The sequence below is a fragment of the Marinobacter sp. KMM 10035 genome, from assembly GCF_046537445.1.
GTDB lineage: Bacteria > Pseudomonadota > Gammaproteobacteria > Pseudomonadales > Oleiphilaceae > Marinobacter > Marinobacter sediminicola.
The window spans coordinates 500,993-515,143 of the sequence record NZ_JBBVMG010000002.1 but is presented as its reverse complement, the minus strand read 5'-3'; the positions used below and the strand labels follow the sequence as shown (position 1 = coordinate 515,143).

The following is a 14,151-nucleotide window of genomic DNA, read 5'->3' as shown; positions in this document are numbered from 1 at the left end:
TAACTGCGGAAAAGGACAAAATAATGAAAGGCAAAGTATTATTCGTGGGCGGTACCGGCACCGTGGGACGTCAAGCAGTGAAATATTTTCGTCAGAGGCACCCCGACCTGCCAATCATGATTGGCGGCCGCAATCTGGAGAATGCCAGCTCTATGGCTATAGAGGTGGGCAATGCGGAAGCCGTGCGTATCGACCTCGACAAACCCTTTCTCGGGCTAGGTTCTGATGCATCCCTCTCGGCCGTTGTTATGATGACACCGGATGACAACCTCAAAGCCCTTTCCTATGCGCAAGACATGCACATCCCCTATCTGAGCATCGGCAATTGGCTGGTTGAAGTTGGTGCCGAAATGGCACATTTCGCGCGTCGTCCCAATGCTTCACCAGTCGTTCTCGCCAGTCATTGGCACGGAGGAGCAGCGGTCTTTCTGGCGCTAGCTACCGCTAAAGACCTGGATTCAGTCCAATCTGTGAAAATTGGAGCGGTTGTGGATCCAATTGACCCAACCGGCCCAAATGCTATTGATGATATGGAGCGGGCAGGAGACGGTGTTTCCGGTATTTTGGCATTTGAGGGAGGACGGCGTGTGTGGTTGACTGGGAGCTCCGCACTGAAGACCGTCCAAACGATCGATGGTCGGTCGCTTCAAGCCAGTGCGTTCGCGCCCTATGACATTGTTAGTCTTCAGGCAGCTACTGGCGCCGACGATGTACGTTTCGATCTAGCGACCGGTATCTCGTCCAGTCGTCTGAGAGGAGGCAATTTATCAACGGAGCATATTCTGGAAATTGAAGGCGAGGTCGGTGGTAGTCCTCGACAGCGTCGCTCTACGATTGAGTTCACGAAAGGGCAGGCGGCGCTAACAGGCCTCAGTGCCATGCTGTCGTTGTCGACAGTTCTGGGGTACGAAGGCCATCCACCAGTGCCTCCAGGACTCTATTTCCCCGAGCTACTCATGGATACTGACTGGTTCCTAGATGAGCTGGTGCAGGCGGGTGCAGTCGTAGTCGTCGATTCAGATTAACGATGAGTGATGGTCATCTTCTGGTCATTGATTCGGGGGAGAAGGCGGTTCATAAGCTGCGCCAGGGAGTACCTTTCAAGTCCAAGGTAATCAAGGTCTTCATTCGTTTCAGGCTACAAGCCGCTTATACTCTGAGTTGTGGTTTCGGTATTGAAGAAGCTGTGACATATCGTCAACCCTCCCGTCTGAAGATGTTCTAGCTCTTCCACACCCTAAGGGACCGGCAGACCTTTAAATACACCGATTCTCTATTACCGTAACGTGCCCCCTACTATCGCACCCCGATGTGCCTGTTGGTTATAGGCCTTAAAAGGCGTCTGCACAGCTAGTCCGAAGGCGAAATGTGGGTTGCGACGCACTGAATTTCTTATGAAAAATCTTTTCCCCAGTACTGTGTTACCGAAGCGATTGGCCGAGCGGCGCGCGGCTTGGCAAATAGTATGGGCCATCCACTAGTTAGCTCGCCATGACTGATTTTATATGAGAGCGTCTTTCCTGAAGCAGTACGACGATGGTAGTCGCTGCCATGAAGGCGGCGGCCGCCCACAGCACGGCGCTGGCCAGTTCGCGATCCAGCAGAAAGCCAAGCAGGATCGGGCCAATGATACCGCCTACGTTAAACCCAGTGGAGACAATGCCGAAGGTTCGACCTTCGGCGCCCGCCGGAGATGCGGCACGCACCAGCATGTCACGCGAAGGCGCCACCATGCCGGTCAGAAAACCCGCAGCCCCCAGGGCGAAGGCAAGGGCGATGGGCGGCAACGGTACCCTAATCACTAGCACAACGATGAATGCCGCCAACCCAAAAGCCCCTGCCGCCACATAACCATGTTTGTCAGTGCGATCCGCCAGTATGCCGCCCGCGAGCACACCGAAGGCACTGGCGAATAAGAACGCAGTCAGTGCTAGGTTGGCCGCCGGCAGCGCCACGTCAAAGCCCTGGACCAGGGCCGACACCGAAAACTTTTCGAGGGCGCCGGTGCTCAGACTGAGCAGCGTAAAAAGCAGCGTCAGGACGGCCAGTGTCATCACCGGCGTGGTGAGCGGACGGGTCTCGATTTTGCGTGGTTCGTCGATACAGGAATCCGGCCTCCTATCTGGCAACGGCGATCCGCTGATGACCATGACACCCCACGCCACCAGTCCTGCGAGGGCCGCGATGGCAAAGGACCAACGCGGCGCTATGGATAGTGCGACGCCGATCATGATGGGAGGCGCCAAGGCACTGCCCAGGAATCCCGCGAATGTATGAATCGAGAACGCGCGGCCCATTCTGCTGGAGGGAGTGTCGCGCGATAGCAACGAATAATTGGCTGGGTGATAGACGCCGTTTGCCAGGCCAGCCAGGATCATGGCGGCGAGTAGATACGGGTAGCTGGGAAATATGGCGACCAAGCCAAAGCTGACTGTCCCCAGTAGGAGCGTGGCCATAAGCATCCTTCTTGCTCCCAGCCGGTCTACCAAAAACCCAAGCGGGGCTTGCACCAAGGCTGAGACGATGTTGAACAGGCCGATGGCAAAGCCCAGCTCGACAAAGCTGACCTGCATCGCGTCGGGTAGTAATGGCAACAGGGCAGGCACCGTCATGATATGCAGGTGACTAACCAGATGGGCGATGGATACTTGGGTCAACAACCCGTTGGACGACGATTTCATGCCTTGCCCTAATTAGCGTTATCTATGGTGATCAGCGGCACAGCGCGCGTAGCACGTTTGCCAGCTTCTTGACGGCGAGTTCTAGTTCGTGTGGAGCGTAGGCGGCGAACCCCATGAGGAACCCCGCCTTATGCTGACTCGACGCATGCAGTGCCGTCAGTCCCAGTAGGTCGATACCGGCCCGGCGGGCGGATTCCACGGCCTCGCTTTCGGGGATGTTGCGGATGAATACGCAGGGCATTTGCATCCCTCCGGCCGGCACCCTTGGTTCCACGAATTCGGCCAGATGCTGGCGCACCAGCCGCGCCAACACGTCGCGCCGTTCAGCATAAAGGGCACGCATGGTGCGCAGGTGAGCGCCGAAGTGGCCGTCTTCGATGAAGCGAGCGAGCGTCAGCTGCGGGATCGGCGCACTGTGCCCATCTAATAGGGTGCGGGCAATGGTCATGGGAGCCACTAGCGGTGACGGCAGCACCATGTAGCCGATGCGCAGGCCGGGGAATAGCGACTTGGTGAAGGTGCCGATGTAGATCGTCCGCTCATGCGGATCGAGCCCTTGCACGCAGGCGGTGGGTTTGCCCGCATAATGGAACTCGCTGTCGTAGTCATCTTCGATGATCCAGCTCTGATATTGTCTGGCCCATTCAATGACGGCCAGTCGCCGCTCCAGCGCCAGTGTTGCCCCGGTCGGGAACTGGTGCGACGGCGTCAAGAACACCGCTTTGGCTGAAGCACTGGAGGTCTGCGCCGTATGATTCAGATGCTCCATCAGCATGCCATTGGCATCGAGTGGCACGGGCACGCATTCCAGACCGGCGGCGTCGAACGCTTTGCGTGCCCCTTGATATACCGGGTCTTCAATAAAAATCCTGTCGCCAGGATCGAGTAACACGTTGGCGCATAGCGTCATAGCTTGTTGCGAGCTGGTTAGCACCAGTACGCGCTCGGGCGTGGCATGGGCTCCACGTTCGAGATTGACGTAATCCGCAATGGCGATCCGCAATGGTTCCAGCCCTTGCGGATCGCTGTGCGTTAAAGCTTGGGTTCCATATTCCTTGAACACCTGTCGCTCCAGACGCTCCCAAATCTTGAGGGGAAAGTTGCGTGTTTCCGGTACGCCGGGCGCGAATGGGCGGGGAGTCAGAAAATCTCGCAGGCCGCCACCTTGGAACATAGTGTTGCCGCGCTGGCTAAGGCGCAGCGTTTCATTGCGAGTTCCCGTGCGCCGTGCCGTGCCACGCCCTGGGAGACGTTTCGCCCGTTCCGATACGAAGCTGCCGCTGCCAACACGACGCTCAATGAAACCTTCCGCATGCAACTGGTTGTAGGCCGACTCGACCGTGTCGCGGGAAACGTCCAGCGATTTCGCCAAGGTACGCGAGGCGGGCAAAGGTTTACCTACGGCAAGCGCGCCATCAAGGATCAGTTGCCGGATACCGCGCTGTATACGCGCATACAGCGGCAAGGCGTTATGCGCAGGGTCGCCAATCCAGGCTTTGACGGACTCTAGTTGGGCATGCTTGAACAATTGGTCTGCATCACTTCAATAAAATGGTGGGAAACATCCATCCATTTTAAAGCTATGATTTCGTTTATCAACTCTGCCCATCAATTTTTTTAGGAGTCGCTGTCAGACCATGCCATCCGTCCCTTCATCTTCATCCGTTCGTTGGAGCGATCTCACCCATCCCGTCGTGGCCGGGCTGATCTCGGTCATCGTCAACTACGGCGGGACTTTCATTCTGGTATTCCAAACTGCCAAGGTGGCTGGCCTCAGCCCGGAGCTGACGGCCTCATGGGTGTGGTCAATTTCTATCGGCGTGGGGGTAACGGGAATTATCCTGAGCTGGGTTTCCCGCGAACCGATCATCACGGCTTGGTCTACACCGGCGGCCGCATTTCTGGTCACCGCACTGGCGACCACACCCTACGCGGAAGCGGTCGGCGCTTACCTGATCTCGGCCGCGGCCTTTGTTGTGCTCGGGCTATCGGGCTGGTTCGAGCGGGTCATCCGCCTGATCCCGCCGGGCGTAGCGGCCGGGCTACTGGCCGGCATCCTGCTCCAGTTCGGCATCGGGGCCTTCGACGGCATGAGTATTGACCCATTATTGGCGGGGCTCTTGATCGTCACCTATGTGGTGCTCAAACGCTTCACTGCACGCTATGCGGTGGTGGGCATCCTGGTGCTGGGGCTGGCCTTCTTGCTTATTCAGGATCGCGTCGATTTATCAGGGCTGACCTTGAAGCTGGCCGCACCGGTCTTCACCATGCCCGAATTTTCGCTCAACGCCTTTCTGAGCGTGGCGTTACCGCTGTTTTTGATCACTCTGACCGGACAGTACATGCCGGGCATGCTGGTGCTGCGCAACGACGGCTTCAGAACTAGCGCCAACCCCATCGTGACGATCACCGGACTTGGCTCGTTGCTGATGGCACCATTCGGTTCGCACGCCTTTAACATCGCCGCAATCACGGCGGCTATCTGTACCGGTCGCGAGGCGCACGAAAATCCGGACAAGCGTTGGATCGCCGGTATTGCTGCTGGCGTGTTCTACATCCTGGTGGGTGTGTTTGGGGTGACCTTGGCTGCGGTATTCATGGCCTTCCCAGCAACCTTCATCACTACGTTGGCGGGCTTGGCCTTGCTGGGCACCATCGGCAGCAGTCTTGCCAGTGCCATGGCTGATGTCAAGGCCCGCGAAGCCTCGCTCATCACTTTCCTTGCGGCAGCCGCCAACATCACCTTGCTCGGTATTGGCGGTGCGTTCTGGGGCTTGGTGATCGGCCTAGTGGCTTATGCGGTACTTAATGGTCGGCTGCCACAACGGACACCGAAATCAGTTATGGCTTCAACACCGGCCAACAAGGGAGCGAACTGATGTCAGCACCTTCCGGTACACAGACTCATCACGACCAGCACGGTCGTTATCCCGAAGCCGTCACGGTTGATGACTTCCGGCGGAACCTGTCGGCAGTACAGGCGCGTATCGACGCGGCCTGCCATCGTGCTGGCCGTGATCCGGCAGCGGTGCGCTTGCTGCCGGTCAGTAAGACCAAGCCCGAGGCCAGCCTGCGCATGGCACATGCAGCGGGTTGCCGGATGTTGGGTGAGAACAAGGTGCAAGAAGCCTATCGCAAGTGGGAAGCCATGCAGGACTTGAACGACCTGCATTGGTCGGTCATCGGCCACCTGCAAACCAACAAGGCCAAGCTGGTAGCGCGCTTTGCCTCCGAGTTCCAGTCGCTGGACAGCCTGCGCGTTGCCGAGGCACTGGATCGCCGCCTGCAAGTCGAAGGACGCTCGCTGGATGTGTTCGTGCAGGTCAACACCTCCGGCGAAGCCAGCAAATACGGTTTGGCTCCGGAGGACACTCCAGCCTTTATCCAGGCGCTGCCGGCGTTCTCGGCGTTACGTGTGCGCGGACTGATGACGTTGGCGCTGTTCTCCAGCGAAGCCGAGCGGGTGCGCCAGTGCTTCGTGTTGCTGCGTACCTTGCGTGATCGGCTGCGGCAGAGCGCGCCTGTAGGCATTGAGCTGGATAAGTTGTCGATGGGCATGTCTGGCGATTTCGAGATCGCTATTGAGGAAGGGGCCACCGTAGTTCGTGTTGGCCAGGCCATCTTCGGTGCCCGCGCCTTGCCGGACAGTCACTACTGGCCGAGTGAAACACCAGGGGAACGACCATGACCGAAGACACCTCTTTTCCTGCACAACGCTCACTGAGGCTAGATGTGGTCTCGGTGCAATCGCAAGTGGTCTATGGCCGGGTGGGAAATAACGTCGCGATTCCGGCTCTGGAGGCGCTGGGATTGTCGGTAGCCGCTGTTCCCACAGTGGTATTCAGCAACACACCGCACTACCCGACAATGCATGGCGGCGCCCTGCCCATCGAATGGTTCGATGGCTATTTGCAGGACCTTTCGGCGCGCGGAGGATTGTATGCGCTTCGTGCCATTCTGGTCGGCTATCTTGGTAATCCGGCACAAGCTCATGCCTTGGCCCGTTGGGTGCGAACTCTGCTGAAAGAGCATGCAGACCTGCGCATCGTGATCGACCCTGTGATAGGTGATCACGACCAGGGTATTTATGTCGATCCCGGTCTGGTCGACGCTTACCGCCGAGACCTGTTGCCGTTAGCCGACGGATTGACACCGAACGGCTTTGAACTGGCGTACCTGACCGGATTGGTGGTGAACGACGTTGAAAGTGTCATTACCGCCGCCCGAACCTTGCTGACGGGGCGCACTCAATGGGTCGCGGTGACCAGTGCCGCGCCCGATACCTGGGCTCTCGGCGAGATGCAGGTGGTGCTCGTTACCCGCACGCAAGCCGAGGTCATTGCGCATCCGCATATTCACACCACACCCAAAGGCACCGGCGATTTATTTTGCGCCACCTTGGTCGGACACTGGATCAACGGGGTTGGCCTGTCACAAGCCACCGCCCAAGCGTGCCGCCAGGTTGTGCGCGCGCTGCGCCATACAGAGTCGGTGCGAGGCACAGAGCTGTCCCTACCACCGATGGCGAACAGCCACGGCAACTACGAAGTACAGAAGCATGAATATATGCGTCAATTTACCTATCGAATCGGATCTGAGGACTTTGCCATGAAACCAGCCACTTCCCACCTGATGCGCGCCTATGCCCGACAACCCGTTTCATTCGTCCGCGGTAAAGGAGCACTCCTGTGGGATGAACAGGGCGTGGAATATCTAGATGCCATCGCCGGTGTCGCGGTTACTAGCCTAGGGCACGCCCACCCAGAGATTGCCGCCGTCATCGCCGAGCAAGCAGGTATGCTGCTGCACACTTCCAACGTCTTTCGCATCGATTGGCAGGAGCGGCTGGGCGAGCGCCTGTGTGGACTGACGGGCATGCAAAAGGCCTTCTTCTCCAATTCCGGTGCTGAAGCCAACGAAACCGCCCTAAAATTAGCAAGGCTGCATGGCCACCACAAGCAAGTAGCGGAGCCGAAAATTTTCGTGATGGAGAATGGCTATCATGGCCGTACCATCGCAACGCTCTCCGCTACCGGAAATCCAGCTAAGCAACAAGGTTTTGAGCCATTACTTCCCGGCTTTCTACGGGTGCCGTACAACGACATCGAGGCAGTGCGCCGAGCAGCAGAACAAACCTCCGATATTGTTGCGGTGCTGATTGAACCTGTGCAGGGCGAGGGTGGTATTCGCGTCGCCAGTGCCGACTACTTGCGGGAGTTGCGCACTTTGTGCGATCAGCACGGTTGGTTGCTAATGCTCGACGAGATCCAGGCGGGTATGGGGCGCACCGGTGCCTGGTTCGGACATCAACACGCGGGTATCGCACCGGACGTGATGACTCTGGCGAAGGCTTTGGGTAATGGTTTTCCCATCGGTGCTTGCCTGGCGCGTGGCGCAGCAGCCGACCTGTTCTCTCCTGGCCAACATGGCTCGACCTTCGGCGGCAATCCGCTGGCATGCCGGGTAGCTTGCACGGTGATCGACATCATGGCGCGTGACCGAGTGCCGGAACGGGCCGCTGTGTTGGGTACCCGCCTGCTCGCGGGACTACAGAGCGCGCTGGGCGATCACCCGAACGTCATCGCCATTCGGGGTCAGGGCCTGATGGTGGGTATCGAGCTGGACAGGCCATGCAAGGAACTGGTCGGACGGGCGTTAACAGAAGAGCGCCTGCTCATTACTGTGACCCGTGACAGCATTATCCGGCTATTGCCGCCTCTGGTTTGTAATGAGATGCAGATCGACGAGATCGTGGCCCGTGTTTCTCGCCTGCTCTTGTCAAGAGAAGTGAACAGTACGGCAACGGTTGAGACAGCTGCGCCGATGGAATCCGTGACATGACGCAGAAAACTGAATACGACCAACCTGACACCGAAGGCTTCTTCGGTCGCTTCGGCGGAAGCTTTATCAGCGAGACCCTGTCGCAGACTGTTGATGAGTTGCACACAGCCTATCAACGCTATCGCGACGATCCCGCCTTTATTGCCGAATTCGAGGAAGAGCTGGCCGACTACGTCGGTCGTCCCTCGCCAGTGTACTACGCCCGGCGTCTGAGCGAGGAAACAGGCGGTGCGCATATTTTCCTCAAACGTGAAGACCTCAACCACACCGGCGCTCACAAGATCAATAACGTGATCGGTCAGGCTATGCTGGCGCGGCGCATGGGTAAACGGCGAATTATCGCTGAAACCGGCGCGGGCCAGCACGGCGTTGCCACCGCGACGATCTGCGCTCGCTACGGCCTGGAATGCGTGATCTATATGGGCAGCGAGGACATGGAGAGACAGCGCCCCAACGTCCAGCGTATGGCGCTGCTGGGTGCAACGGTGATACCGGTGACTTCCGGCTCGCGTACTTTGAAAGACGCCATGAACGACGCGATTCGCGATTGGGTTACCAACGTCGATCACACCTTCTATCTGATTGGCTCTGTGGCAGGTATGCACCCGTACCCGACAATGGTGCGGGATTTCCAGACCGTGATCGGCAAGGAATGCCTGGTTCAGATACCCTTGCTGTTCAAGCGTTTGGGTATAACGAAACAGCACCCCGATGCAGTAATCGCCTGCGTCGGTGGCGGCAGCAATGCCATCGGCATTTTTCATCCGTACATCGAACACGAGACGGTGCGCCTGATCGGTGTCGAGGCAGCAGGGCTGGGACTGGATACCGGTCGACATGCCGCGTCGATCCAGCGCGGCAGTCCCGGAGTACTGCACGGCAACCGCTCGCTCATCCTTCAGGACGACAAGGGTCAAATACAGGAAGCCCACAGCATCAGCGCTGGCCTGGACTACCCCGGGGTCGGACCGGAGCACGCTTGGTTGCATGGAATTGGTCGTGCCGAATATGTAGGTGCTACCGATAACGAGGCGCTACGTGCCTTCCATCGTCTCAGTCGAGTGGAGGGCATTATCCCCGCACTGGAGGCTAGCCACGCTGTCGCCCACGCAATCAAACTGGCGGCTACACTGCCTAGAGAGCAGACGATTCTGGTCAACCTGTCCGGTCGAGGCGACAAAGATATGGAGACGGTGATGGCCGAGGCAGGCGTCACGGGTGGTCGGTCATGAGCCGATTAGGCATGACCTTCCAGGGCCTGCGACGGCAGGGGCGCAAGGCGCTGATCCCTTATATCACTGCCGGCTACCCCAGCGCGGACATCACCCCAGCGTTGATGCATGTACTGGTCGAAGCCGGTGCTGACATCATCGAACTGGGCGTGCCGTTCTCTGACCCGTCAGCCGATGGCCCTGTCATCCAGGCCGCTAGCGAGTATGGCCTGAGCCAAGGCATTGGTTTATCGCAGGTACTTGATCGTGTGCGACGCTTCCGCGAGTCGGACACCGATACGCCGGTGGTGCTGATGGGCTATGCCAACCCCATCGAACGCTATGACTTGCTGCGCCAGCCGGGTGCTTTCGCAGCGGACGCCGCCGAGACGGGTGTAGATGGCGTGCTGGTTGTTGATTACCCGCCGGAAGTCTCTGGTGATCTCGCAGCACAATTGCGCTCCCACGACATCGACTTGATCTTTTTGTTGGCACCGACTTCCACAGAGCAGCGCATCCTACAGGTCGCCGAACGCGCCAGCGGCTATGTGTATTGCGTCTCCGTTAAGGGTGTCACCGGCACCACAGCGCTGAACCTCGATCAGGTACGCACCACGCTGGCGAATACCCGTCGCCATGTACGTATTCCCGTCGGCGTCGGGTTCGGCATCCGCGACGCCAGCACAGCCCGGGAGGTTGCGAAGGTGGCCGATGCCGTTGTGATTGGCTCCTGGCTCATCGAACGCCTGGCCGGTAAGCCTGCGGCTGAGGCGCTGGCGGTGGCCAGCGACATGATCCGCGACGTGCGTTATCAACTGGATCTGGACACGCCTGAGCCGAATCACGCCTTCGAACCCCAATATCCCAAAACCTGAATTTGTGAACTAAGGATCAACTCCATGTATGACACCACCTTAACCCTCACCGATTTCGACCCCGAGCTGGCCGAAGCTGTCCGGAATGAAGAGCACCGCCAAGAAGATCACATCGAACTGATTGCTTCCGAGAACTACGCCAGCCCGCTGGTGATGGCCATCCAGAACTCGGTATTCACCAACAAGTACGCTGAGGGCTACCCAGGCAAGCGCTACTACAGTGGTTGCGAGCATGTGGACGTGGCTGAGCGCCTGGCTATCGAACGTGTCAAGGAACTGTTCGACTGCGATTACGCCAATGTCCAGCCCCATGCTGGAGCTCAGGCCAACGCGGCAGTGTTTCTGGCGCTGACCAACCCCGGCGATACCGTGATGGGCATGAACCTGTCTCAAGGGGGGCATCTGACCCATGGTAATCCGTCCAACTTCTCCGGTCGCCACTACAAGATCGTGCCCTACGGGCTAGACCCTGAGACGGGGCTGATCGACTATGATGAGATGGAGCGTATCGCGCTGGAAACCCGGCCCAAAATGCTCATTGGTGGCTTCTCAGCCTATTCGCGCCACAAGGACTGGGCGCGCATGCGCGCCATCGCTGACAAGGCCGGTGCCATCTTCTGGGTGGATATGGCTCACGTCGCTGGATTGGTGGCAGTGGGCGAGTACCCTGATCCTCTGCCACACGCCCATGTGGTGACCAGCACCACCCACAAGACCCTGCGCGGTCCGCGCGGCGGTATCATCATGTCAAAAGGGCAGGACGAAGATTTCTACAAGAAGCTCAACTCTGCCGTGTTCCCCGGCATCCAAGGCGGCCCGTTGATGCACGTCATCGCAGCCAAGGCGGTGGCCTTCAAGGAAGCACTGCGACCCGAGTTCAAGACCTATCAGCGCCAGGTGGTGACTAACGCCCGCGCGATGGCCACGGTGCTCCAGAAGCGCGACTACAAAATAGTCTCCGGCGGCACCGATAACCACCTCATGCTGATTGATCTGTCCGATAAGCCCTATACCGGAAAGGATGCAGACGCGGCCTTGGCTGATGCCTACATCACGACGAACAAGAACTCGGTGCCCAACGACCCGCGCTCGCCCTTCGTCACCTCGGGGTTACGCATCGGCACCCCGGCCGTGACCACACGTGGCTTTGGTATGGTTGAATGCGAACAACTTGCCAGCTGGTTGTGCGACGTGCTGGACGCAATGGAAGCCGGTGGCGTTGAGCTGACGACGGTGCGTGACCGGGTGCGAGAGCAGGTGGTAGCGCTGTGCCGCCTTCATCCTGTGTACTAATAGCGAGCATTTGTCGCTCGGAGCATAGGTATCTGCGTATTTCCTTGCTATCGCCAAATAATACGCGTGAGCAGTATCATAAATTGGATGTTTGAATTTTTAGCGATTCCTTAGGAGGTCATATGAGCGAAAGGTTAAATCTTGGTAAGTCCGGCGCGGACTTGTATCAGGCGGTAGTTGAACTAGATCGGCTAGTCTCCAGGAACTTGATCAGCGCAGGCCTTGCGGAAGGTTTCTCGCATCTCTTACGGCTACGCGCATCTCAAATTAATGGCTGCGCTTTTTGTGTGAGGCTGCATGCACGGGATGCTCTAGCCAACGGAGAGTCTAGTGATCGTCTGGCTGTTCTTGCTGTATGGAAAGAAACTGATTACTTCACTTTGAAAGAGCGCGCTGCGCTGGAGCTTGTAGAGGCAATCACGTTGATTTCTGTTGATCAGCTGCCGGACGTAATTTACGAGCAAGCCGCGGAGCACCTTTCCACTGATGAGGTCTCAGCCATTGAGTGGCTTGCTGTTGTTATCAATACATGGAATCGCATTGCTATTTCTAGCCGCTACCCTGTGAAGACGTAAGTCCAACTGGGAATGGACGCTGCTCCCGTTATTACTGTTTCCGCGAATAAAAGGGGCGTGTCTTGTGGTGCCTAGATTAGCAATTAGCAGGTATGTCACTAGGGTCAAGCACGAAAACCTGTATTGGAGAAAAAGGCAGTTGAGCTCTGGTAACAGTTTCCGAATCGCTTCATTTTTGAATTCTGGGGGATGACGTTGGCTGCTCACGGCAATTCCTCATATGCTTTAATCCGCCTCCTATGTTCGTGAGCCGGTAATACCAGCCATATGTGTTGAACGGTTTTGTGGGGAGGGATATGTGTGCTAGATCCTTTATTTGCTGGGGGTGAAAATTGTGAGTGAATTGTTCGAGTTTGGGAAGGGGATACTGGAGAGCCAGCCATTTAGCATGTTGCTCGGGACAGAACTTGAGGTTTTTGAGCCGGGTACTGCAGTGCTTGTGCTCGTCGTTCGTGATGAGTTTAAGCAGCAGCATGGGTTTGTTCACGGAGGTGTGCTTAGTTATCTCGCAGATAATGCGTTGACTTATGCCGGTGGCTCGGTCCTGGGCGATTCGGTAACCTCTGAATATAAAATCAATTATCTGCGACCTGCTATTGGTGAAAAGCTGGTGGCCAAGGCGTCGGTTGTGTCAGCGGGAAAGAATCAAGCGGTCTGTCAGTGCAGCGTTGTTGCAATTGGCACTGACGAGCGCGTTGTTGCGGTTGCGCAAGGCACGATTACGAAAGTGGTGCCCAAAGCGCCTCTCTGACCCTGACACTATTATTGCGTTCCCGAAAGCGTGACATCGGCAAGTTAGTCCCGCGATTAATTGTTGATAGCAAAAGACTCCTTTATTTAGCGATGTAGCGCCATTCGAATATAATCCCTATATGGATACAGCCGACGTTAAGCTCAGCTTTCGAAGCTATGGTAATGAAGGAGCACAACATTCCCACGGCCACCACCAACTGGTGTTGCCCCTACTGGGTAAACTTTCGTTGTCCGTAGATAAAATAGAAGGCGCCGTGGAGCGGAACCGCGCTGCTGTCATCCCGTCCGGACGTGATCACGGGTATTTTGCATCTGAAGCAAATCAGTTTCTGGTCGCCGATTTGCCAGAGGCCCTGGTCCCGGCACTGGATCGGCTTCCATTCTTTGTTGATCTGGATTCGGCATTGCTCCACTACGTCCAGTTCCTGAACTCGCAGTTGGCAACCGCTGCGGTGTCAGCCCACACGGAACATCAGATGTTGTTGCTGTTGATTCAGCTTCTGCAGGAGCGCCACGGCGACAAACTGAACCTAGACCGGCGAGTATCTGCGGCAAAGCAATTCATTGACGATAACTTCCACAAGAAAATTATGGCTGCCGAGCTCGCGACGGTTGCCCACCTGAGCATTCGGCAGCTTAACGATTTGTTTCGTAAACAGATTGGCATGACACCACACCATTATCTGACCGAAATAAGAATGCAGGAGTCCTGGCGTTTACTGGCGCAGTCCGACCTTGATATTCAGCGTATTGCTGACGCCGTGGGTTTCAGTTCATTGTCGTCTTTCAGTGATCGCTTTTCCCGCCATTTCGGCAAATCACCCAGTCATTTCCGCCGAAAGTCGAAATAATACAGCCGTAATCCGAAAGCTCCCTCGCCCTCTGGGGTTATAAACTCCTCCCCTCTGAAATCTTTGACTGG

At 57.2% G+C, this 14,151-nt stretch carries 12 protein-coding genes and 1 pseudogene; 11 read left to right on the top strand and 2 right to left on the bottom strand.

Annotated elements, in window-relative coordinates; all coding sequences use genetic code 11:
- Window positions 1-23: 23 nt before the first annotated feature.
- Window positions 24-1,025, top strand: coding sequence for a hypothetical protein (locus AADB16_RS14225; protein WP_410804200.1), 1,002 nt, complete (start codon window positions 24-26; stop codon window positions 1,023-1,025).
- A 456-nt stretch (window positions 1,026-1,481) separates the two neighbouring features.
- Here AADB16_RS14225 and AADB16_RS14220 read toward each other — a convergent pair whose 3' ends face one another.
- Together AADB16_RS14220 and AADB16_RS14215 are read right to left on the bottom strand one after the other, a co-directional pair.
- Window positions 1,482-2,681 (bottom strand): MFS transporter, encoded by a 1,200-nt coding sequence (locus AADB16_RS14220; protein ID WP_410804198.1) that lies wholly within the window; start codon window positions 2,679-2,681, stop codon window positions 1,482-1,484.
- 31 nt (window positions 2,682-2,712) lie between these two features.
- On the bottom strand, window positions 2,713-4,209 hold the full coding sequence (locus AADB16_RS14215) for a PLP-dependent aminotransferase family protein (protein WP_410804196.1): 1,497 nt from the start codon (window positions 4,207-4,209) through the stop codon (window positions 2,713-2,715).
- 109 nt (window positions 4,210-4,318) lie between these two features.
- Here AADB16_RS14215 and AADB16_RS14210 point away from each other — a divergent pair, with 109 nt between their 5' ends.
- From AADB16_RS14210 to AADB16_RS14165, 10 genes and pseudogenes are all read left to right on the top strand, one after another.
- Window positions 4,319-5,560: a benzoate/H(+) symporter BenE family transporter gene (locus AADB16_RS14210; RefSeq protein ID WP_410804194.1), complete on the top strand. Its 1,242-nt coding sequence runs from the start codon at window positions 4,319-4,321 to the stop codon at window positions 5,558-5,560.
- Window positions 5,560-6,369, top strand: coding sequence for a YggS family pyridoxal phosphate-dependent enzyme (locus tag AADB16_RS14205; protein ID WP_410804192.1), 810 nt, complete (start codon window positions 5,560-5,562; stop codon window positions 6,367-6,369). Before AADB16_RS14210 ends, AADB16_RS14205 begins: the two co-directional genes overlap by 1 nt.
- Window positions 6,366-7,196 (top strand): annotated as a pseudogene (pdxK, locus tag AADB16_RS14200) (pyridoxine/pyridoxal/pyridoxamine kinase); the annotation flags it as partial. The gene AADB16_RS14205 and the pseudogene pdxK, both read left to right, overlap by 4 nt.
- A 93-nt stretch (window positions 7,197-7,289) precedes the next feature.
- Window positions 7,290-8,522, top strand: coding sequence for an aspartate aminotransferase family protein (locus AADB16_RS14195; protein WP_410804579.1), 1,233 nt, complete (start codon window positions 7,290-7,292; stop codon window positions 8,520-8,522).
- Entirely contained in the window at window positions 8,519-9,754 is a 1,236-nt protein-coding gene (gene trpB / locus AADB16_RS14190; RefSeq protein ID WP_410804191.1) for a tryptophan synthase subunit beta, read from the top strand. The genes AADB16_RS14195 and trpB overlap by 4 nt, the downstream gene beginning before the upstream one ends.
- Window positions 9,751-10,608, top strand: a complete 858-nt coding sequence (gene trpA, locus AADB16_RS14185) for a tryptophan synthase subunit alpha (RefSeq protein ID WP_410804190.1) — start codon at window positions 9,751-9,753, stop codon at window positions 10,606-10,608. Before trpB ends, trpA begins: the two co-directional genes overlap by 4 nt.
- Window positions 10,609-10,632: 24 nt before the next feature.
- Window positions 10,633-11,901, top strand: a complete 1,269-nt coding sequence (gene glyA / locus AADB16_RS14180) for a serine hydroxymethyltransferase (RefSeq protein ID WP_410804188.1) — start codon at window positions 10,633-10,635, stop codon at window positions 11,899-11,901.
- A gap of 122 nt (window positions 11,902-12,023) precedes the next feature.
- On the top strand, window positions 12,024-12,476 hold the full coding sequence (locus tag AADB16_RS14175; protein WP_410804186.1) for a carboxymuconolactone decarboxylase family protein: 453 nt from the start codon (window positions 12,024-12,026) through the stop codon (window positions 12,474-12,476).
- Window positions 12,477-12,810: 334 nt separating this feature from the next.
- On the top strand, window positions 12,811-13,227 hold the full coding sequence (locus tag AADB16_RS14170; RefSeq protein WP_410804184.1) for a PaaI family thioesterase: 417 nt from the start codon (window positions 12,811-12,813) through the stop codon (window positions 13,225-13,227).
- A gap of 121 nt (window positions 13,228-13,348) precedes the next feature.
- Complete coding sequence (locus AADB16_RS14165; RefSeq protein WP_410804183.1) at window positions 13,349-14,080, top strand: helix-turn-helix domain-containing protein; 732 nt, start codon at window positions 13,349-13,351, stop codon at window positions 14,078-14,080.
- Window positions 14,081-14,151: the final 71 nt, after the last annotated feature.

What these genes read in the sequence shown, in the direction of transcription:
- AADB16_RS14225 (WP_410804200.1), top strand. Translation starts at nt 24, where the DNA reads ATGAAAGGCAAAGTATTATTCGTGGGCGGTACCGGCACCGTGGGACGT.
- AADB16_RS14220 (WP_410804198.1), bottom strand. Translation starts at nt 2,681, where the DNA reads ATGAAATCGTCGTCCAACGGGTTGTTGACCCAAGTATCCATCGCCCAT.
- AADB16_RS14210 (WP_410804194.1), top strand. Translation starts at nt 4,319, where the DNA reads ATGCCATCCGTCCCTTCATCTTCATCCGTTCGTTGGAGCGATCTCACC.
- AADB16_RS14205 (WP_410804192.1), top strand. Translation starts at nt 5,560, where the DNA reads ATGTCAGCACCTTCCGGTACACAGACTCATCACGACCAGCACGGTCGT.
- AADB16_RS14195 (WP_410804579.1), top strand. Translation starts at nt 7,290, where the DNA reads ATGAAACCAGCCACTTCCCACCTGATGCGCGCCTATGCCCGACAACCC.
- trpB (WP_410804191.1), top strand. Translation starts at nt 8,519, where the DNA reads ATGACGCAGAAAACTGAATACGACCAACCTGACACCGAAGGCTTCTTC.
- trpA (WP_410804190.1), top strand. Translation starts at nt 9,751, where the DNA reads ATGAGCCGATTAGGCATGACCTTCCAGGGCCTGCGACGGCAGGGGCGC.
- glyA (WP_410804188.1), top strand. Translation starts at nt 10,633, where the DNA reads ATGTATGACACCACCTTAACCCTCACCGATTTCGACCCCGAGCTGGCC.
- AADB16_RS14175 (WP_410804186.1), top strand. Translation starts at nt 12,024, where the DNA reads ATGAGCGAAAGGTTAAATCTTGGTAAGTCCGGCGCGGACTTGTATCAG.
- AADB16_RS14165 (WP_410804183.1), top strand. Translation starts at nt 13,349, where the DNA reads ATGGATACAGCCGACGTTAAGCTCAGCTTTCGAAGCTATGGTAATGAA.